The 19,099-nt window shown below is 64.3% G+C and carries 14 protein-coding genes and 2 tRNA genes; all 16 read right to left on the bottom strand.

The features are described 5' to 3' along the window. Nucleotides 1-88: 88 nt before the first annotated feature. The 16 genes from IPK69_13620 to IPK69_13545 all read right to left on the bottom strand — a co-directional run bounded on the left by IPK69_13620 (nt 89) and on the right by IPK69_13545 (nt 18,996). Complete coding sequence (locus IPK69_13620) at nt 89-778, bottom strand: hypothetical protein (protein ID QQS08992.1); 690 nt, start codon at nt 776-778, stop codon at nt 89-91. Beyond that, the gene (locus IPK69_13615) at nt 775-1,272 is read right to left on the bottom strand and encodes a hypothetical protein (GenBank protein QQS08991.1); all 498 of its coding nucleotides are present in this window, start codon (nt 1,270-1,272) and stop codon (nt 775-777) included. Before IPK69_13615 ends, IPK69_13620 begins: the two co-directional genes overlap by 4 nt. Continuing rightward, nucleotides 1,269-1,532, bottom strand: a complete 264-nt coding sequence (locus IPK69_13610; GenBank protein QQS08990.1) for a hypothetical protein — start codon at nt 1,530-1,532, stop codon at nt 1,269-1,271. The genes IPK69_13615 and IPK69_13610 overlap by 4 nt, the downstream gene beginning before the upstream one ends. Then, complete coding sequence (locus tag IPK69_13605; protein ID QQS08989.1) at nt 1,532-3,649, bottom strand: DUF3987 domain-containing protein; 2,118 nt, start codon at nt 3,647-3,649, stop codon at nt 1,532-1,534. The genes IPK69_13610 and IPK69_13605 overlap by 1 nt, the downstream gene beginning before the upstream one ends. Then, nucleotides 3,646-3,897, bottom strand: coding sequence for a helix-turn-helix domain-containing protein (locus IPK69_13600; GenBank protein QQS08988.1), 252 nt, complete (start codon nt 3,895-3,897; stop codon nt 3,646-3,648). The genes IPK69_13605 and IPK69_13600 overlap by 4 nt, the downstream gene beginning before the upstream one ends. Nucleotides 3,898-4,712: 815 nt before the next feature. Then, the gene (locus IPK69_13595; protein QQS08987.1) at nt 4,713-6,953 is read right to left on the bottom strand and encodes a DEAD/DEAH box helicase; all 2,241 of its coding nucleotides are present in this window, start codon (nt 6,951-6,953) and stop codon (nt 4,713-4,715) included. A gap of 14 nt (nt 6,954-6,967) precedes the next feature. Next, nucleotides 6,968-8,353 (bottom strand): ATP-binding protein, encoded by a 1,386-nt coding sequence (locus IPK69_13590; protein QQS08986.1) that lies wholly within the window; start codon nt 8,351-8,353, stop codon nt 6,968-6,970. A gap of 8 nt (nt 8,354-8,361) precedes the next feature. Beyond that, nucleotides 8,362-10,638: a TerB N-terminal domain-containing protein gene (locus IPK69_13585; protein QQS08985.1), complete on the bottom strand. Its 2,277-nt coding sequence runs from the start codon at nt 10,636-10,638 to the stop codon at nt 8,362-8,364. Nucleotides 10,639-10,704: 66 nt separating this feature from the next. Continuing rightward, nucleotides 10,705-12,723 carry a hypothetical protein gene (locus IPK69_13580; GenBank protein QQS08984.1) on the bottom strand — a complete coding sequence of 673 codons (2,019 nt, stop codon included), beginning with the start codon at nt 12,721-12,723 and terminating at the stop codon, nt 10,705-10,707. Next, nucleotides 12,720-13,490, bottom strand: a complete 771-nt coding sequence (locus IPK69_13575) for a protein phosphatase 2C domain-containing protein (GenBank protein ID QQS08983.1) — start codon at nt 13,488-13,490, stop codon at nt 12,720-12,722. Before IPK69_13575 ends, IPK69_13580 begins: the two co-directional genes overlap by 4 nt. A 3-nt stretch (nt 13,491-13,493) precedes the next feature. Continuing rightward, entirely contained in the window at nt 13,494-14,426 is a 933-nt protein-coding gene (locus IPK69_13570; protein ID QQS08982.1) for a DUF4236 domain-containing protein, read from the bottom strand. An 823-nt stretch (nt 14,427-15,249) separates the two neighbouring features. Beyond that, nucleotides 15,250-15,969: a hypothetical protein gene (locus IPK69_13565; protein QQS08981.1), complete on the bottom strand. Its 720-nt coding sequence runs from the start codon at nt 15,967-15,969 to the stop codon at nt 15,250-15,252. A gap of 965 nt (nt 15,970-16,934) precedes the next feature. Beyond that, complete coding sequence (locus IPK69_13560) at nt 16,935-17,219, bottom strand: hypothetical protein (protein QQS08980.1); 285 nt, start codon at nt 17,217-17,219, stop codon at nt 16,935-16,937. Nucleotides 17,220-17,299: 80 nt separating this feature from the next. Further along, nucleotides 17,300-18,466 carry a hypothetical protein gene (locus IPK69_13555; protein QQS08979.1) on the bottom strand — a complete coding sequence of 389 codons (1,167 nt, stop codon included), beginning with the start codon at nt 18,464-18,466 and terminating at the stop codon, nt 17,300-17,302. A gap of 233 nt (nt 18,467-18,699) precedes the next feature. Continuing rightward, nucleotides 18,700-18,782 (bottom strand) — tRNA-Tyr (locus tag IPK69_13550). 142 nt (nt 18,783-18,924) lie between these two features. Then, nucleotides 18,925-18,996: transfer RNA gene (locus tag IPK69_13545), tRNA-Thr, on the bottom strand. Nucleotides 18,997-19,099: the final 103 nt, after the last annotated feature.

Raw genomic sequence — 19,099 nt, 5'->3', positions numbered from 1 at the left:
GGTCACAGTCAGGGCTCGCCGGTGGCACGGGTCAAGTCGCCCCCCGGCGGCTATACCGGGGGGCGAGACATGTGGGGATGTGCGGGGCCTACAGGCCCTGACGGGCCTTGGCGTGCGCCCGCTCGGCGTCGCTGAGCCGGGTCTCCGCAGCCGCGAGGGCGGCCTTGGCCCGCTCGATCTCCGCCTTCAGCCGGGCCTCCTGCTCCTGCCGGTCGCGGGAGATGGGAAGGTACTGCAGTTCGCGCTCCAGCCGCTGCACATCCTCGCGGAGGCTGTTGCGCTTGTTGGTCGCGGCGATGACCACGGCGTGGGCCTGGTTGACCTTGACCTCCAGTTCTTCACGCTCGAGCATCGCGACCACGTCCTTGGGCAGGCGGGACACAGGGATGAGCCCGTCGGCGTAGAGGGCCAGCACCCGCCGCGCGGCGGACTCAGCGTCACCAGCCTCGCGCAACGCGCTGCCAGTCTCGAGTGCCGCCGCTTCCGCCTCCGCTTCGAGCTTCTCGATCGCGGCCTGCGTCCGCGCAGCAACCGCATCCGAGTGGGCCTTGGCCTTGCTCGCTGCACGCCGCAGACGCATGACGCTGTCGGCAGCGTCCATGTCGTTGCGAACGTCTGCGATGCGGGCCAGGATGGCGTCCGCGGCCGCGAGCTCCATCCCGGCTTCGTTGGCCAGTTCCGCGAGGCGCTCCGGCGGCTCCTCCGACCACGCCGCGTTGATGAACGCGGTGCGGGCCTGCTGCTTCTTGTTCTGGGCGATCTGGGTGAGTGACATCATGACTCTTTCCTTTCGGGAATGGGGACGGTGACGATGCCGTGCAGGAACAGCTCCCGCGCGGCCTTGACGATGAGTGCGTGGTGCTGGCTGACGAGCTGCTCGGCGGTCGAGCCTGCCAACTCCCCGCTCTGGGAGCACCGCTGTGGTTGGTCATCCGGGCTCTCGATGCAGAAGTCGGCGATTAGCGCGAGGTCCGAGGTTGCCCGGAAGTCGCAGAACTGGTGGTCGAACATGTCGACTTGGCCTACGGCTTGCAGCTCGATGGGTTTGTTCTTCAGGTGCGGCGGAAGCTCCGGCTCACGCTCTCGCTGGGCGATGGCCGCGGCCAGGGGCCCGATGGCCAGGACGATCTCCCGGTTCATTGGGCTGAGTTCTCGCGACGGCCAGCACGCGCCGCCATCGTGATACACCTTCGCCACGGCTTTGTGACTGCTGAGCACATAGGCCGCGACCACGCGACCGGCCTCGTGCAGACTGCGTTGCCATCGATTCATGACGTTGCCTCTTCGAGCGTGCGCTCGCACGCCCGCTTTGCTGACCATGACGTGCCGTACACACCCACGATCACCCACTCCCCTCGCAGGCACGCCATCGCGAGGTAGAGCCGGCGCTGGCGGCCGCATTTGTGCGGCATGATGGGCATGCCCGAGAGCCGCTCGATGGCGATGACTCGGGCGACGTACTCGCCGTTGAGGCGGCCGTCGATGTGCCGCCCCTCGTTGAAGGCCTTCAGCCAGTAGGCACTCCATCGCATCACTCGGCACCTCCCGCGGTGCCGGTGGTGGGCGTGTCTACAGCGTCTACACAAACGGAATCCCCTTCCGCGACACCGCCAGCGTGGTTTCTGTAGACGGGATCGCCGGAAGCGCCGGGCAGCACGAACCTGCGGGCCTTGGGCGCGCCGGGCCCGCGCTGGGGCAGGTACATCCACTTCCCGTGCCCCGCATCGACCAGCCGCGACAGCGCGGCCTCGGCGTCCTTCACGGTCTTGAACGACCTCGACGACTGGACGAGTTCCCGCCCGCTGACGCTGCCGCCCTTGCGACGGACCAGGTCGAGCAACTGCCGAGCCTCACGGTCGTCATCGCCCTCGGCGAGGCGCAAGTAAGTCCGCTCGGCCTCGCGGCGGAACCAGTTCGCCAGCCGGATGCCTCGATCCATCGACTCGGAATCGATGACATTGGCGATAGCGCCTTCGCCAGCGGCGACCCTGCCGAGGTGGATGACGAGTGCCAGGCGCGCGGCCGCGCACTCGATCTTGGACATCATCGCGCGAGCCCGCTCGTCCTGGCCCGCCATGTCTGCGTTCAGGGAGTCGTAGAAGTTGGCCCACAGTTCGCTAGCCTGCTCATCGAGCGCGAGGGCTCGGGGCATCGCGATGCCATGCTCATCCGCATCGAGATCGAGTGCGTACAACCGCTCGACCATCGCGTTGTACGCCCCCTCGACGATGGGCGGGATCCCACCGGGCTGCCAGCGCCGGGTCGGAACTGGCGGCATCGACAGCAGGAGCCGGGCCACCAGCCCCGAGTCGAAGTCCGTGCCCGTGAGCGCCGCGGCGAAAACCGATGGCTGGATCATCCCCGCAATACACACGGCGGCCCGTTCAACGAGCAGTGGCGGCGCGGTGCGACGATCAACTCGGAGCGAGCTTGCTCGGTGCAGCGGCAGCCAGCGCGAGGCCTCGCCCGCGGCGCGACTGTTCGCCGCATATCTCCCAAATGAGCCGAACCACGCGGCCAGTTCGTCGCACGCGAGCAGCAACCCGCGAGGGCTGGCGGCGAGCATGGCCGCGAGTCCCTCGAGCGTGACGTCATTGGTGAGGTGTCGCTCGCATACCGGTGCCTCCGGAGCTGCGGGCGGTGTCGCGGTCAGGTTGCCCTTACCAGACGCCCGCTCCCAGCCCCGCATCGCCTTCTCGTGAACGGCAAGCGCAGCGGCGTGCTCATTCATCGCCTCCTTGTGCTCGCGAAGCGCCGCAGCATCGCGGCGCTCGGCGGGGCGGGTGACAAGTGCGAGGCTTGGTGATTTGCCCGCGCCGGAGGGGGCGAGGACCGCCACCCACAGAACCGCGGGTTCATGCCAGGAGGCGTGCAGCGCGATGGTGCGAGCATTCCCGACCGCGGATGCCATCGCCGCCAAGGCGAGCGGGCCGAGCATCGCCTGATCCACCTGCATCGACACCGCGCCGGCCCGCACGAGGTCGGCCGCGGCCTTCGGCAGCGCGTCCGTCGGGAAGGGCTCGAACTCGGGCGCTGGCGGCCGGTCGGCCTTCTCCGGCGCTGGCCGTGCATACGGCTGAGCCTCTTCGATCAGCTGCGCGATGTCCGCATCACCCGCCCCGCCGTCGGCGACCCACGACCGCACGTCCTTGTGACCGTCCGGCGGAAACGTGAAGCGCACCGAGGCGCAGACGCCGACGAGCGCGGCGGCCAGGGTCTGGATGCTCTTCCGACCAGCGTCATCGTTGTCGCCGATGAGGACGACATGGAGGTCTCGCAGCAGTGACGCCAACTCGCCCGCCGCCTGGCCCGCCATCGGCACGCCCACCGCCGTGAAGGCAAAGCTGTGCAGGCACGCCGTGTCGCTCGCGCCCTCGGCAATGAGGACAGGATCACGCGGGCTCGTGCCCGCATAGGCGGGCAGGCCGTCGGCCGGGAAGATCAGCCCGCGCTTGCCACCCTTGGCGGCGGCGTAGCGAGGACAGCCCTCTGCCGGGGCGTCCCAGCGCGTGAGCGTGCCGATCCGCTCGCCCTGGGCGTTCCGCTCGGGATAGCGCCAGCCGCCCTCGACCCGCTCGCCGCCGATGGCGAGCCAGCCGTGAGCGCCCGTGCCCGGGGGCAGGTTGTTCGCGTCGAGCCCCTCGCTCATCGACGGGCCCCCCGCCCCCCCGACGTCGCCCGGGACACGGCAACGCCGCCCGTCGCCTTGCGGTCCAGGTGCTCGCGCAGATCGCAGAGCCGCCAGCGGACGACCCGATCCCCCAGCCGAATCGGGGCGGGGAGCTCGCCCCTCTGGGCCATCCGCCAAATCGTGCGAGCGTTGACACCGAGGAGTTCCGCGACCTCGCGAACGTTGATCACCGCGACATCCGTCTTCCGTACTTGCAGTTCGTCCATGAATGCACCCAGAATGCCGCCGCGATCGGGTTCAACCCGCCAGCAGGCGCAGGACAACGGGAACCCCGGCGCACCGTGCGGCGGGGCGGGTTGGTGATGGATCGGGTCAGGTTGGCTGGTTGGGCTGGGTGGCTGGTTGGATTGTGCGCGCAGGCGAGTGAGGCTGCACCTCACCCATCTACGCGAAAGCCACTCGGAGTGGCGAAGACTTGGGAGGATTTGCCGGGACGTTGAGGGCCCCGGTACTCCCTATATGTGCACGACCTCCGAAGAGTGTCGCGCGGAATCGTGCTTCTGTCGTCGTGCGTCATGACCTGAGCTCCCGTACCCCTCTGTCGTTCTCGGCAATCTGTCGCGCGGAACCGGCCAACGCGTGCCACAGGTGCATTCCGCCATAGAGCATCTAACCCGTTTGCGGGCGGTTTCCCGAAGGCTCGGAGCGTTTTATTGCAGATTCCTGTCATGGCTGGTCCGCGAGGGTCTCCCTGCATCCCTTTATGCATTTCCGGCCTGGGCTGTGCCGCGAAACACACAGTGAACCCTCCCGGCTACATACGCCGTGCCGCGGTTCCCTGTCCGGCCTGCTCGGCCGATTCGGGCTGGGGTGGCAGGGGTCGGTGCGGGGTCATCGCATGCCCCCCTGTGTGTTCCCTATGCAGCCAAAGGGCCATCTGCCCGGAAAATCTGGCTACCGAGCGGCCCGAGGCGCGCCGAGTCCCCACTGGTCATCTCGCACGCAGGACTTTGGGTTCACGACGGCTCGACGAATCCCATCCTGGGAGTGGCCATGACCACAGGCTCCCTCGCAGAACACGTCAGTCGTTCGCGATCGCCGCGAAAACGTCCGTCCAGCGTTCGTCCAGTCTGTCCACTGCGATGGACTCATTGAGGAGGTCTTCAGCGAAAAGATGGTCGAACTTTCTGAACTGCTTCGGCGCAACCATCTGCGCGAGGTCTCGGAGGGCAGGCGGCGCCTTGATTGCCTCCTTCAAGAGTCGTCGCACAGCTTCCGTGCTGGCACGGCACTCGATAGCTACCTGCCGGTCGATAACGTCTACGCCAGCCCAGTTCAAGAAGGCGAGGCACGTTCGATGCTGCCGCGTACCAGTCCAGGTCAACCACAGGCAGCGCTCTGATGTCAGGTCGACTAGGGCACGTCGACCGAGGCCTCGAGAACGGGCAGCGTGACGTGCTCGATCCAGAGCCTCTGCGGACGTCGGGTCAAGGTAGGCAAACGTCGTATGGCCAGCGAGCACAGCGAGCATCTCATCCCGAACCGTCGGATGAATGTCACCCAACCCGCCAGTGAAGACTGGACGCTGCCGGCGCTTTGCGGGCGTCACATACAGACTCATTCGGGCGGCATCGACATCGGTAACCTGCCAGCGCCGCGCAGCGAACACCAAGTGCTCGCCGACCTTGGGGACCGTGTCGATTGGAAGCGACCCCAGTGTACGATCACCCGCGATAATCGCGAACTCGATGCGGCTGGCGAACGCTGCGTAGAAGTCCTTCTGCGCCCGAAGTCGCTCTCCCTCAAGGCCGAGGATGAGATTGCCATCAGGCCCCTGTTCTAAAACGTCCACAGCGCCCAGGTTTCGGAGCACGGCGGCGAACATCGGTTTGTCAAAGTGCACAAACGGACCATCACGACAGAGCCGCTGATGCAGCGTCGCTGCGTCCACCGCGCCCGTCTCGGCAACCGTGCTGATCATCTGGTGCGCGAGGGTGCTCAGATCCAATGAGGAAGGCGCGGGCGGCTCGACCCATTGCCGGAGCATGAGTTCACAAATGGCGACGGTCTGCAGAAGCTCCAGTGGGAGCTGTGACAACGGATCTCTCTCGTTGGTGCTGGACTCGCAGATCACATACCCCCGCAGGCGGCGGGGCTCACCGTCCTTGCGTCCGCTCCTCCCAAGGCGCTGCTTGAAGGACGCTACCGACCACGGCGCGCCGATCTGACCCACCATCCAGACAGAGCCGATGTCGATTCCCATCTCGAGCGTACTGGAGCACACGGTCGTCATCGGCCGCCCGCCCTTCATCGTGACCTCCGTGTCTTCTCGTACCTCCTTCGCCAGCGAGCCGTGGTGAACGAGAAACGCCTCGGGCAGGCCATCTGTCCGGCAGCACTCATTGGCCATGTCGGCGTACAACTCGATGTCGCCCTTCGCGTTGGCGAACACGAGGTTACTGTGTGTACGGCAATGCTCGGCGAGATCCTGAGCGATGCGTTGCATCGTCACTAGGTCAGCGTCCGGCGCCGGCGTCGGATCGGTACCTACCACACCCTGGTCTCGGACACCTACTTCGCCGTCCGTGTCCTTGATGTAGCCGTGGATGCGAAACTTGATCTCCTTTCCAGGTCCGTCATCAGCGATGATGCTGACATGGCCAGCATCGTGTGGGCTGAGGTAGCGCTGCGCCGCAGACGGATCGCCGACGGTGGCCGACAACCCGAGCATTCGCGGTCTCCGCTGATCCTGCCGCACATACCGCCTGACGCGCGAGAGGAGGCTCGCGAGGTGCAACCCTCGCTCTCCGGAGAGAAACGCGTGGACTTCATCGACCACGATCGCCCGCAGGCCTCCGAACAGATCCCCAAGGTGGCGGGTACGATTGATCAGCAGTGACTCAAGCGACTCGGGCGTGATGAGAAGAACGCCGCTGGGCTCTTTGACCAGTGCGGCTTTCTGGCTTGCCGACACGTCGCCATGCCAGCGATGCACCTTGACGTCGAGGTGCGTACACAGATCTTCAAGACGGCCGAACTGATCATTGATCAAGGCTTTCAGAGGACCGATGTACATGGCGCGCACCGATCCGCTCGGCTCGGTTGAGATAGCGGATAGCACGGGCAGGAATGCCGCCTCTGTCTTGCCTCCGGCAGTCTCCGCCATGATGAGCAAGTCGGCATCGGTCCCGACATAGGCTCGGATCGCCTTGGCTTGAATTGCCCGAAGCTCCCGCCAGCCCATTGAGTAGAGTTGACGTTGTACCCCCGCCGCAAGAAGGGTGAATGCATGCGGCTCGGCATCAGGCGGCGACGACGTCATGGACAATCCATTCTCTACATCCGGAAGGACGTCAGGTCATCGTCCAGTGCCGCCCGAGTTGACGGGGCCTTGCCTGTTTCCGGCGCTGATGGGGGCGCGGCCGTCACCGGAGCCGCCACCTCATCGGGTACCGCGTCAGTGTCTGGGGTTTGGGGAGCAGTCGTGCTGATTGCCGCAACCAACTGCCGCCAGTTGGTGCCAGGGTTTTGTTCGAGCACGTTCAATAGACCGACGAAGTCCTTGATCGTCTCTCGGGGGGTCTGGAAGTAGGCCGCCCCCATGCGATTCTGACAGCTCTCGAGATAGGCGACGATGCCGTCCTCGGGCAAGAGGGTCTCCTCGTTCTGGCCGCGTGAAAAGACTCGCCGAATGTTGTGGAGAAGCACGAAACAGTCCTCGGGCGTCAGATTGGCGAGGCGGATGACCGGGCCAGAGAGGTCTACCAGCTGCTCACTCGCAAAGCGGTTGGCCGCGAGCCGTGTTGCCAAGGCCTCGTAACTGAACAGGCCTCGACGCTTGTCTGTCATGCAGTCATCGGTGGCGGCGAAGATGACGGCGAGCCCCTCGACGCCGCCCTGCAGGCAATCGTTGAGAATGCGCAAGATGGATTCGTAGTTGCGATCTCTCGCCTGCCGGTTGTTGAGGCGATGCGAAAGCACGACGAGTTCGTCCAGGCAGACAAGCAGGCCCTTGTAGCCAGCGATGCGCACAAAGGCCGCCATGAGCTTCAGATAGTCGTAAAAGGAGTCGTCATCAATGATCGAGCGGACGCCCAGATCTTGACGGGCCTCTGTCTTGGTTGAGTATTCGGCACGCAACCAACGGATCGCCGCAGTTTGCAACTCTGGCTTGTGCTCTGAGAAGCCACGGTAATAGGCCGACAGCACGGCGGCAAAGTCGTACCCGCTGACAAGTTCTTGGAGTGGTTTCAGGCGATCGGCGATGGTGCGATGGACTTCGTCGTCCGTGCCACCGCGGCCCGTCACTTCGTGGGCCACCTCCGAGACCCACCGCTCGACAAGACTCCCCATCGCGCCGCCCTCGGGCTTTGAGCGAGTCGCCATGTTCTTCATCAGTTCGGCATAGAGCGCGCGGGCGACGCCTCCCGAACCGTTGAGCCGTCTGTCGGTCGTGATGTCGGCACGAACAACGACATGCCGACGCTCGAGCGCCACGGTCTGAATCAGGTTGATGAAAAAGCTCTTGCCCGCTCCGAATCGGCCGATGACAAAGCGGACCGCCGCGCCGCCACCTTCCACGCGCTGTAGATCCGAGAGCAGCGCGTTCACCTCGGCCTTCCGTCCGACCTGGACGTGCTGAAGGCCGATTGACGGCACGACCCCCGCCCCGAGGGAACTCAGAATTGCAGACCGTTCTTTCTCGCGAATCGGGATGGACATGGCGTAGTTTATCGTGGCGCGAGGTCGACGAGCAGCACGCCATCGACTTCATCGACCAAGGGAGTCCCGCCGGATTCAAGGGCCCACTCGTTGATTGCCTCAATCGCGCCGTCCAGCATCACGCGGTGCTCGCGAGCCAACGCGACAGCTTCTTCTCGATTCCACCTGGGCCGGACCCGCAGGGCAGACAGGAAGGGAGCGTACCTGGCTGGCAAGCCAGAATCCGCGGCGGCACCAGCGGGGGACGCCATGGGCTCAGCGGAAACTCGCTCAGCGGTGACAACGACGGCCGTGACCTCGGACGCGGGTTGCTCATTCTCCGATTCCTCGCTCATCGCCGTGGCCAAGAGGGTCGCGACCTCGCGCGTTTCGGCCAATATGGCGCTGATCGCTTCTCGATTCAGTCGGAGCGCGTGTTGAGGCGGGATTGGTTCCCCGCCCGCGCCGGACTGGCCGGCAGCAACCGTGACGAAGTCGGTGCCCGCCCGCGGCAGGATCTGGGCGACGGTCTCATCGAGCTGTTCTGGGGGAAGAGCCAGTGCTCGGAAGCACTTACGAAGCGCTGTGAGCTCCTTGCGATCGATGTTGCCGCTCGCCGCCGCGATTGCGACCAGCAGTCGGCCCGCCTGCCGACGCGCATCTGGCGAGAGCAGTGTCTCAAGGCGCTTGGACACCGCGCCCAGGTCGGCACCGGACGACAGAAGGACGGCGCGCAAGGCGTTAAGACGCTGCATCTCGCTGGCGGGGAGTTGAAACACGGCATCAATGTTCTCGGACAAGCGTCGCAACTCCTCAGGATCGACAACGCCGTCAGCCTCCGCAATGGTCAGCCCGAGTTGCAGGAAGCACGCCGCGCCGAGGTACCGTGAACGATCGGAATGCGTGGCATCGCTCGGCAGGAACACCGCGACGCGATCATCCCACGCGTAGGCACGAGCGGTCATTCGCGTGTCCGGTTCGATCGCAAATCCGGCATGTTGAATGGTGTCCGCCACGCGGCGACTCTGCGAGGCAGTCAGTTTCGGTCGCTGCTCGATCCCGATCGCCGCTCCAAGCGCACCGGCCGAGACGAGCGTCGCGTGTTGATGATCTTTGATGTCGCTCTGACGAGCATTCGCAACGACGCTCTGAATGGCGTGAGCCAGCGGATGGTCCACGCCCTCTCGGAGTTCGATCGGCATTGCCTCCCATGCCTGCACGGTCAGCGTGCCATCAACGCCCGCGGCGACCCGCGACAGGCCGCGCAGGTCCTCTACACACTGATTCCACAGGTCGGCCAGAGGTTCAAACTGGCTCGGAACCCCAGTCGGATCGCCGATCGTGCATGCAACCTCCTCGAGTCCGCCGCTGGCGGGACGGTAGGTGTGACGGCGCGGGCGCTTTGATACCCTTAGATCAAGCCCTGCCCCGAACTTCTCGGTGTATCGCTTTCGGAACAGATCGCCAAATTGCTCGCTCACGCGCTTGGTCACAACGCTTTGGACCGACCTGGGGTTGAGTCGGGCGACCCGCAGCGCGAGATCACCGGATAGCGGGCGGTCGTGCCGCGCGAGCCAGGAAAGCGGCGCGGGCATCATCGCCTCGTTCCATGCCTCTGTGAGATCGCACACGGTTCCGAAGGCCCGCTCGTTGAAGAGTTCGGGTGCCCGCGCTACTTCGAACCACAGCAGAGCAGACGAATAAAGCCTGAACGACCGGCCGTCGCGGGTGCCTTTTCTTGGCTCATCGAGCTTTCGCAGCCGAACGATCTCCCTGAGCGCCCATTCCTTGTCCTGCTGGTCTACAAGCAGTCGCCGTTCGATGCCATAGTAATAGAGGAACAGCAGACCCTCGGCCGGTGGGAGGGCCGTCTTGCCGCTCGCGAGCCAATCGAGGTAGAGGAACCGGTGTTCGGGCTCGATGCGGGAGTACCACGGCCAATACCCCATCTCTGGCACGACGCCGCGCGGACGCCGAACATCGGCATTCAGGAGAATCTCTGACGGGTCGGTTGCCCAGTCGTAGCTGCCCCGCCTGCCGGCGGACGCATAGACATGGGGATCCCGCAACCGAATCCCAGCCACATCAAGCGTTGTGCCCTTCCCGTGCCACTGCATGTTGGCGGTTTCGGGCAGGGAGCGCGGGTGCGACGGTGGCGGGACTGCACGAACATCGGCGAGCGGCCGCGGAGTTACATATGACGAGGGGGTCGAGCTACTCTTCTTCGCCGTCTTCCGCTTGTTGCCGGTGGTGCGCAGGGCTAACCACAGGACGACTGCGATGATGATGACGGCGACAATCCACATGCTGCAGTCTCACTGATGTCAATGTCCAACAAGGATACGAACGGGTTCCGACGCAGTTGTGATGAATTATGCGGTTTTGACAGCGTGCAGGGCAGCTCGCGCTTCGCGGCGAGCCCGGTCCAACTCAACTGCGGCTGTGGCAAGTTGTCTGTCGTAGGACGAGTGAACACCACGATACTCCGCAAGTACACCTCGAAGTCGGGTGGCGTTGGTTGCCACTGCGGCGTTGTGCTGCTGGCGGATGCGGTGCAACCAGTCGGGAGGCGCCTTCACCTCGCCACGAGGGGAGAACTTCTGCTCGCATCCGCGCCGCCACGACAACAGGCGATCAGTCAGGTGTGGTCCGAAGCCGGCGATGCGCTGGATCGCATACCGCTCTACGTCCGCGGCGGTTTCAACACCAAATGACGCGAGCACAGCTTTCCGCGACGTCCCAATGTCTGGGATGGAGGCATGGGCGATGATCTGCCGTTCTAGGTACTCGGTGAGCCGTTGCTTTCGGTATGCATCGTCAGCGCTCCGAAGTTCGGCCTGCAGCCGATGGTCAGCGCTCGACAACCACTCGCGCGCCTCCGCGGCCGCCTTCGCCATCGGCTGCAGCGCTGCGCTCGCTGAACGATCTACTTCCCGCGCCCGCGCCTCAATCGGCCCCAACTTCTCAATCGCCAACAGGGCGGCCTGGCGAAGCGGTTCGTATGCCTGTTTGGCCGCGTCCTGCCGAGCCTTGAGTTCGGCTTCGGCTCGGGCAAGTGCCTCGGCACGGACCCTCGCTTCTGCGTTCGCTTGCGAGCTCGCTACGGCGAGCAGTATCACTCCGAGAATGATGCCACCGATGCCGGCAGGCGGGAAGATGAAGAGCAGTACGAACCCAATGAAGAGGGACCACCCGCCCGCTGTACCGATGCCCGAGTCCCGCTTGGACTGCGGAATGGGCGATACAGCCGTTGGCAGACTCGGCGGGGTCGTTGGTACTGAGCGCTCATAAGCGAGAATGTCGGGCTCGCCGCACCGCTCTGAAAGGGGCCGAAGCGTGGGTAGTTGCCCGGCCTGGCGAATCAAGTCGCCGATCGAGAGTCCGCCCAGATCGATCGGGTTTGTCTCGTCTTCACCGTAGTGCGGGAACGGGTCGCGGGGCAGTCGGCAAAGCGGGCACGCGCCGCAATCATGCACGAAGCTGTGCCGAGGGTTTTTTGCACAACGGCGGAGTCTACTGCGAGTACGGTCGAGCGCATTCATCCACTCTGCCGCCGTCGGGCGTTGGCATCCCAAGAATGATCGCTCGAACAAGTCGGCCAGTTCGCCGAGCGCTGACAACGGAAGGCGATCGGGTGGTGGCGACACTCGGTCCCGCCGGTGAACCGAGTGGGCGTATAGACCTTCACGAATCGCTTCCTCGATCGTGCGCCCTCGGCCGTCGCGAGGTACGCCTGCGAAGGGGTGACAGCCTTGCACAAGAAGCTGGAAGACAAGCACCGAGAGCCCAAAGGTGTCGTGGATGGGGGTACGCGTCACGTCGCGGAAGGTCGCGCCCTGCAACTCAGGTGGGGTATAGATCGGGGTGCCGACGTTGCACGGGAAAACGTCGCCTTTATGCTGCACCTGGAAGGAGTCAACGTCGATGAACCGCACCGTGCCATCGTTAAGGATATAGACGTTGCTCTCGTTGACGTCTCCGATTACGCAGCCGGAAGCATGCAAGGTCGAAGCTGCACGCATCAGGTTCATCGCCACATGTACAAGGAACCCGTAGTCGATCGTTGGGAACGCGATGCGCTGCTCTGCGGGGTGCGAGAGTTTGTCGATGATGCCCGGGCCGCTGATGCGAGGCATCACAAAGCCGATGCAGTCCTCATGTGCGTCATATGCGACGTCGATCGGCCAGGCGGCGACTGCTTCGAGCGCAGCAGTGCGAATCTGCGCCATCGCGACCAACTTGCGGTGCCGAAGGTCGTCCACGGGCTTGTGGTACAACTTTACAAGGCGATCGCCAGTGCCGTTGAGTTCGTGAATTCTCCCCTCGCCGCCCTCCGCGAGCTTGCGGCCAAGGGAGAGTTCCTGCCCGCTGCTCAGGCGAGCCAGAGTCACGCAGCATCCTCCTCGTCGCGCACGGCGAGCACGAGCGTCTTGTCGTCATCTGTGCGGTGGTTTACCTGTGGTGAGTCCAGGAACTTTTCGAGGTCCTCCGATAGGTCCGACGGGTCGGGCGCGGCTGTGCATGTGGCGAACAGCCGTTCGAACGCCGGACCATGAGGGCCCTTCGTGCGAAAGTCGAGTAGCAACGGAGCAAGCCCATCGGTCATGCACGCGACGCGGCGAATCGTGGAAGGCGCGATGGCAATGTGCAGCGTTTCCGAAAGCGGGGCACTGGTGATGAAGTCCGTCAGGTTGAGCGCCGCTTGGTCGGGCCAATGCGCCACGCGAAGTTCGCCCGGCTCTCCCCAGACGATAGCGCCATCTCCCACTTGTCCGAAGACGGAATGCCGATCCCCAATGGCAGCAACTTGCAGCGTTGTCGCAAACTCCCGCACGGAAGCCCCTTCGCGCTCGGCGAGATCCTCGACTTCGCGGACAGCGGAGGCGAAGCACCGCCGGACGCACTCCTTCGCCGTCTCGACATTGGCGAGGGCGTCGGCATTCGATTTCAGATGCAGGATCGCCGTCGTGCAGGCTAAGCGCGAGCCCAAGTGGGACAGCGAAGCCGAGCCCGCGCCATCAGCCACGGCGACGAGTAGCCACTTCGCCCGCTCACCTGCGACCACGAAGTCCACCAGGTGCGAGTCCTGGCACGGGACTGAGTCGGCAAGGTGGCTGGTGCCCAGTGCGGCTGCCTGTGCTACACGCCACGGTCGCATGATTCAGGTTGGGACATCGGCCCATCCGCCATCGCCAGTTGCCGGCGGGAGCGCGATGTGGGTGCCGACTTGCGACTGCGAGACTCGTGTCTGCGAGTTTGAGAGCCACCGGAACATCTCGCGGAAGGCGATGCCTTTGAGTCGAAGCGGTTGGCGAGTCGGGGACAACTGCCGCAACTTGTCGTAGTTGGCTGCACCAGTTCCCACCGCGAAGAATGTGAACTTCTTCTGTTGTTCCCCAAGACGGACGGCCTCGCAAGCCACCCGCCATGCATCGTCGCCGTCCGTTGGTTCTCCGTCGGTGATAAGGAATATCCAAGGCCGGTAGTAGGCGACGCCGTTCGACTGGTACGTCGCCTTCCGTTCCTCAAGGTGTTTGATACCCCGCATGATGGCTTCTGCCATCGGGGTGTGACCATTCGCCTGTAGTGCTGGGGGGTCGAACTGGCGAGCAGTGACGAAGTCTCGCTCTAGCCCCACGTCACCGCCGAACCGGAAGATCGCGACCTCCACGCGTCGTGACGCAAGGTTGTCCATCAGGAGTTCGTCACGGTATTGCTGTAGCCCCACGTTGAGTTCTGCGATCGGCTCACCGGACATGGAAGCCGAAGTGTCCAAGAGCAGCACGCACGGTACACGCGGATCTGGATTGTCCGCAAACTCCTGTTCAGTGACTTTGAATCCGGAATAGGGCTCTTGGTTCATTGGGTTTCCTTTTCCAAACCGCCCTCCCTGGCGGGATGCCGAACCGCGACCGTTGAAGTACTTTATCCAATACAGTCCCGTTCCTGGGATTCCGACCGAAACGTAGGGCTGTCCTGACGGAGAGTGCCCGTACCGGAGTCCGGGTACACCGAAACTCCAGCCGACGCCCCGCCGGGACAGCGTCCAGCGGAACGGTCCACGTCCGATGGTTTTTCGCCATCGCCAGCCCATTCTTTGAGTCTATTCGGGCATGGCACCAGAAAGAGGGAAAGGCATCGTCTGAGAGTTCTTGGTACCCACACCAGACCGAAACAAACTCTGTCTCCCCGCGCGGCTGTTCCCGTAGGCCTTTCGAGACCGGTCCGCCCCCGGCGGAGTACCTACGCGGCGGTGGGGCGTCTACGTCTACAGAAACCCCGCCAACGACGGCATCGTCGCGGATTCTGTATGCGTAGACGCGTAGACGCCCACGTCGCGCCACGTTGGCCCGACGTGCGGCCGCATGGCGTGGCTCGGGGATCGGGACCAGCGCCGGGCCGGGCCGCCCGTGGGCGAACGTGGCGGGGAAGGCGCGGAAGCGAGAATCCCCATCTTGCGCGGCCTTGTGCAAGCGCGTGTGCAAGCGGTCGCGGGGCGCGTCGGAATCGGCTAGAATCGCGAAGCGTTCGAGACCAAGCCCCGGTGTTCCCAAGCTTGAATGTCGGGAGTTCGATCCTCCTCGCCCGCTTTCTGGATCGATATAGGGCCGCCGATGTCACACGATGACACCGGCGGCTTTTTGTTGACCCACTTTCAAGTTGGCCCGCAGATTCCGCGAGTTCTTCCGACGCTGGCGGGGACGGCAGGATCGGGACCAACAGCCAGACGATGACAGGAAATGACCTGGACGGACGCTCGCGTGTGCAAGCGCAGGTACAAGCGGGTGTGCAAGGTGTGGTGGGGAAGAGGCTGCCGATTCGCCAACGCAAAGCGACCCCGGCGTGTTGAGTGCCAGGGTCGTGGATGACGCTTGCAGCAAAAAGTGGTGCGAAGCAGGCTCGTGCTCAGAGGAGAATCAGCGGCGGCGACGGACGGCCATCAGCCCACCAATGCCCAACAGTGCCGCCGCGCCCGGCGCGGGGACAGGTGAGACAACATCGATGCGGAACGTCTGAGTTTGCTCAGAGAACCACTGCGAGTTCGGGGCCGTGTACACTACGGCGGCGGTGTTGGTCAAGAACTCCGCGGTGTAGGTCCCGGGCCCCACGTTGAATGTGAAGCTCGCGTCCGCGGCGTTGGAGATGTAGTCAACCCCTTCGAAGCGGAGCTTGCCCAACGTCTCGCCGAAGGCCGTGATCTCGCCGAATCCACTTGCCGAGGTCACGGTGTTGAACGAGGAGAGCGTGACCACGCTGGCTGTATCGACGGTGAAGACGAGCTGCCCAGACGTCTGAACGCCGCTTCCGGCGAAGCCGCCGACGTTTTGCGTGGTCGTGATGCCCGCGAACCCAAAGTAGTTTCCCTCCATGCGCACCTGCGTGGAGGTGCTGATCGGGAGTGTGGTGGTCAGGCGGCCTCGCGTTTCCCAGAAGCCAAAGGGGGTACTACTTGTTGTGTAGGGAGCATCCCAGACGAACAAGGGGGCCGACTGACTCGTCGCGTACAGGCCGCTGTTGTGGCTGGCGCTCGCGGTTGAAGTCGGCGTGAACGACGTTATCGACGCGTCGGCACAAACGCACAGTCCACAGCCGGCGACGCAGGAAGCGCCCACGCGCAGAATCATCTTGGCAGTCATTTTCTCTCTCCTCGGGCTTCCGCCCGCCTCTTGACCCGCCACGGCCCGCTGCCATGGCATTCCAAGTGTACACGCCGGTCCGCAGAAAGCGATGCCAACCCACAACCACTGGTGGATAGATGGGCAGTCCAATGTGGGTTATCGAACGTCATGCAGCCCCGGTAGCCCGGGCGTTCCCAAGCTGAATGTCGGGAGTTCGATCGTCCTCGCCCGCTTTGCTTTCATGAGTCCTTTGGAGCATGCGATGAGCCCTGCAATCGCAGGGTTTGTTCGTTGGTCGTGCAGGAGCCGCCGCGATCCCGGCTCCGTCACGATACCCCTAGAGTGCGGCGATCGCGCCCGCCATGTTGGACAACGCGACCGCCCCATCCACGGCGGCGTCACGAGCGGCCACGCGACATCCCACGCCTCGAACGCCGCGTCACGACAGATCCGATGGGCAAGATGCCCGCACCATGATCGGGGCGGGGTGGGGCTGGGTGGGGAGGGGGGATCACTCGACGGTCCGAGAGCCATGCCCAGGCCCGTTGAGTGTGGAAGGTGCCGAGTGCGTCGTTCTCGGGCCCGATCGGAGCGCGATGTTCGGGTCCGCCGCGGTTCTTTCATGGCGGCGTGGCCCCGCCCAGAACACGGCAACGTCCGAATCGAAAACGGGAACGATTCCGGCGGGCTCCGGAAGCGTTCCGGCGGGCTCCGATGGAACATCGGCGGGCTCCGGAGGTCTTCCGGCGGACGCCGGAGGAGTTTCCGAGGGCCGGGGAAGAGTTCCGGCTGGCTCGGCAGGAGTTCTCGAGGGCTCCGGAAGAGTTCCGGCGGGCTCCGGAGGAGTTCCCGTGGACGCCGCACGACCTTCGGCGGGCGTAGGAAGAGTTCGCCCGCCCGCCCATCACGCGGACAAGCCCGCCCCGCGCGCGGAAGAGTGAGGTCCGATCACGCCCGCGGGCAGGGCCGAGAACGATGGACGATCAGAGAAGACTCCGTCGCGTGGGCGGCGTTCCATGCCGACCGCCATCAACGCGGCACCCCGCATGCCACCCGGCACCCGGCTTGACGACCACGCCCATGCGGTGCTCGTCGGCCCAGAAGGGGTTGAAGATGGTGCTGTCGGTGTAGTTGGCGCTGCACCCGCCGGGGTGGGGCCAGCCGGTCAGGTTCACGCGCGGATAGAAGGGCTCGGGCTGGGCGAGCGCGGATCCGGCAAGAACTGACGCGATGGATAACGATGAGAGAGAGACAGTCCGTGATCGCATGCACACACTCCTTTGTGACAATGAAATTGGACAGTGACGTCCATCCGTTTCAAAGTGAGACACGAGTAGATCGAATACGATTATTGTCGTCGGTGTCGGCGGGTTGCAAGAACACCGATTGCAACGGGCACAACCCAGACACCGGGCGATGGGATCGTGAGGATAAACTTCCCGCCGCTTCCTTCGGCGATCAGCGTGCCCGCGATGTGCAATCCGTCACCAGAGAGCAATGGTCTGCCCGATCGTGCTGTTGCCGGGAGATCGATTCCCAGAAATCTCATGTAATCCACGACTAGCATGGCCCCGGTCTCTTCCGTCCAGATCCATCCGCCAAACAGGCCTGAGAATCCGACCGCGACGCTCGCGTCGTTGGAGACGAACTCCGGCAAGAGTGTGGGAGTTCCAAGTGGTCCGCCCGGGTTCCAGTACGTCGAGACACCGTCGTGGATCATCACCGTGCTCGTCCATTGGGCGAAGATCGTTCGCCCGTCGCCACTGATGACGGGCGCGTCCGTTGTAATCAGCGGGGATCCATCGGGAAGAGACATGGGTGTAAAGGCCGGCTGGGTCATATCCCAGACATACGCTAAGACAGGCCCGAAGAGGGACGGCCCGATCTGTCCTGTGATGAACCGTCCATCGGAACTGATCGAGCCGTGCCGCTCCCAGGCGCTCTCAATGGGGAAGGGTGCTCGTCGCACAGTGTCGTCGTCGCGGTTCCAGACGAACGTTCCCTCCGTCGGCACACCCGGGGCGAGTTCGCCGCTGGTGCCGATCACCGCAACGCTGCCGTCATGATCAAGGTTGATGATCTGGCCTCTGGACTGAACCCCAAAGAAGGTCGTCGTCGGGGTTTCGTACACCGAACCATCGTCATCAAAGAGCATGGGCAGGAGGCTTGGCCCCGATCGATACACGGCCACGACATGACCATCGCCGGAGATGCGCGGGTAGATCCCATGGCCATACTCCGTTCGCACGCCCGCGGGCGTCTCTCGGAAGACCGGTTCGGTCAAGCCGAGGAACTCACCGTTGTAACTCATCCCCACGACGGTGCCATCGTCGGCGATGTCTTCGAGCCAGAGACGGCTATATCCCGGACTCGGCTGGATAAACCGCAGGCTCGGCGTCTGGGCGAGGGCGGGCGTGGTGAGCACGATCCCACCGAGGGCCACGGCGTGGATAGCCCGCCGGAGCGCGAGGGGTCTGGGCAGCGTGGCGGGCGAGTTCGGGATTCGTGGATGCATGGCCGACTCCGAGGACGGACGCCCATCGATAGGGGGGAGGGGGTCGTCATAGGAGGAATCTGCACCAAGATCCGGAAGAATCAAGCAGAATCCGGGGAGAATCCGCCGAAAACGCTCGGAACTCGCGAGGAACCTGGAGAGTGGGGTGCCGATCGTGGGACCAAGCCGCCGGAGAGGAACGCGACAACGCGCCGAACGCCTGCGACGGGGGCTTGGAGGTCGGGAAGGGTGAATGGGCGCGGCTGGATTCGAACCAGCGAAGGCGTAAGCCAGCAGATTTACAGTCTGCCCCGTTTGGCCACTTCGGTACACGCCCGTCGCGGCGTGCTCTCCTTGAGGGAGCGAGACGCGAGGGAGGCGAGTTTAGCCCGGGAGGGCCGAACGGGCAACGACCTTCGGTCTGCGGCACGGCAGAAACGGCGCACCGTGGGCCGTGGTTCTCGCGTTCGTGAAGGAAGAGCCACCGGAGGGACTTGAACCCACGACCCGTGCTTTACAAAAGCACTGCTCTACCACTGAGCTACGGTGGCGACTTGTGGACCGGGCGGGGCCGCATGGCTCGGCGGCGATGGGCCGCACCGATGTCGCAGTAGAGTGTAGTGCGTGAAGGGCGATCGCTCGGCACCTTCGCCG

Source organism: Phycisphaerales bacterium (assembly GCA_016699835.1).
Classification (GTDB): domain Bacteria; phylum Planctomycetota; class Phycisphaerae; order Phycisphaerales; family UBA1924.
Note: the sequence above shows the minus strand (reverse complement) of the source record. Positions and strands in the feature narration are given on the sequence as shown.

Bases quoted from the DNA above. Each gene is read 5' to 3' on its own strand.
- IPK69_13565 (QQS08981.1), bottom strand. From the start codon at position 15,969: ATGACTGCCAAGATGATTCTGCGCGTGGGCGCTTCCTGCGTCGCCGGC.
- IPK69_13555 (QQS08979.1), bottom strand. From the start codon at position 18,466: ATGCATCCACGAATCCCGAACTCGCCCGCCACGCTGCCCAGACCCCTC.
- IPK69_13600 (QQS08988.1), bottom strand. From the start codon at position 3,897: ATGGACGAACTGCAAGTACGGAAGACGGATGTCGCGGTGATCAACGTT.
- IPK69_13620 (QQS08992.1), bottom strand. From the start codon at position 778: ATGATGTCACTCACCCAGATCGCCCAGAACAAGAAGCAGCAGGCCCGC.
- IPK69_13605 (QQS08989.1), bottom strand. From the start codon at position 3,649: ATGAGCGAGGGGCTCGACGCGAACAACCTGCCCCCGGGCACGGGCGCT.
- IPK69_13615 (QQS08991.1), bottom strand. From the start codon at position 1,272: ATGAATCGATGGCAACGCAGTCTGCACGAGGCCGGTCGCGTGGTCGCG.
- IPK69_13590 (QQS08986.1), bottom strand. From the start codon at position 8,353: ATGTCCATCCCGATTCGCGAGAAAGAACGGTCTGCAATTCTGAGTTCC.
- IPK69_13610 (QQS08990.1), bottom strand. From the start codon at position 1,532: ATGCGATGGAGTGCCTACTGGCTGAAGGCCTTCAACGAGGGGCGGCAC.
- IPK69_13575 (QQS08983.1), bottom strand. From the start codon at position 13,490: ATGCGACCGTGGCGTGTAGCACAGGCAGCCGCACTGGGCACCAGCCAC.
- IPK69_13595 (QQS08987.1), bottom strand. From the start codon at position 6,953: ATGACGTCGTCGCCGCCTGATGCCGAGCCGCATGCATTCACCCTTCTT.
- IPK69_13560 (QQS08980.1), bottom strand. From the start codon at position 17,219: ATGCGATCACGGACTGTCTCTCTCTCATCGTTATCCATCGCGTCAGTT.
- IPK69_13570 (QQS08982.1), bottom strand. From the start codon at position 14,426: ATGGGCTGGCGATGGCGAAAAACCATCGGACGTGGACCGTTCCGCTGG.
- IPK69_13585 (QQS08985.1), bottom strand. From the start codon at position 10,638: ATGTGGATTGTCGCCGTCATCATCATCGCAGTCGTCCTGTGGTTAGCC.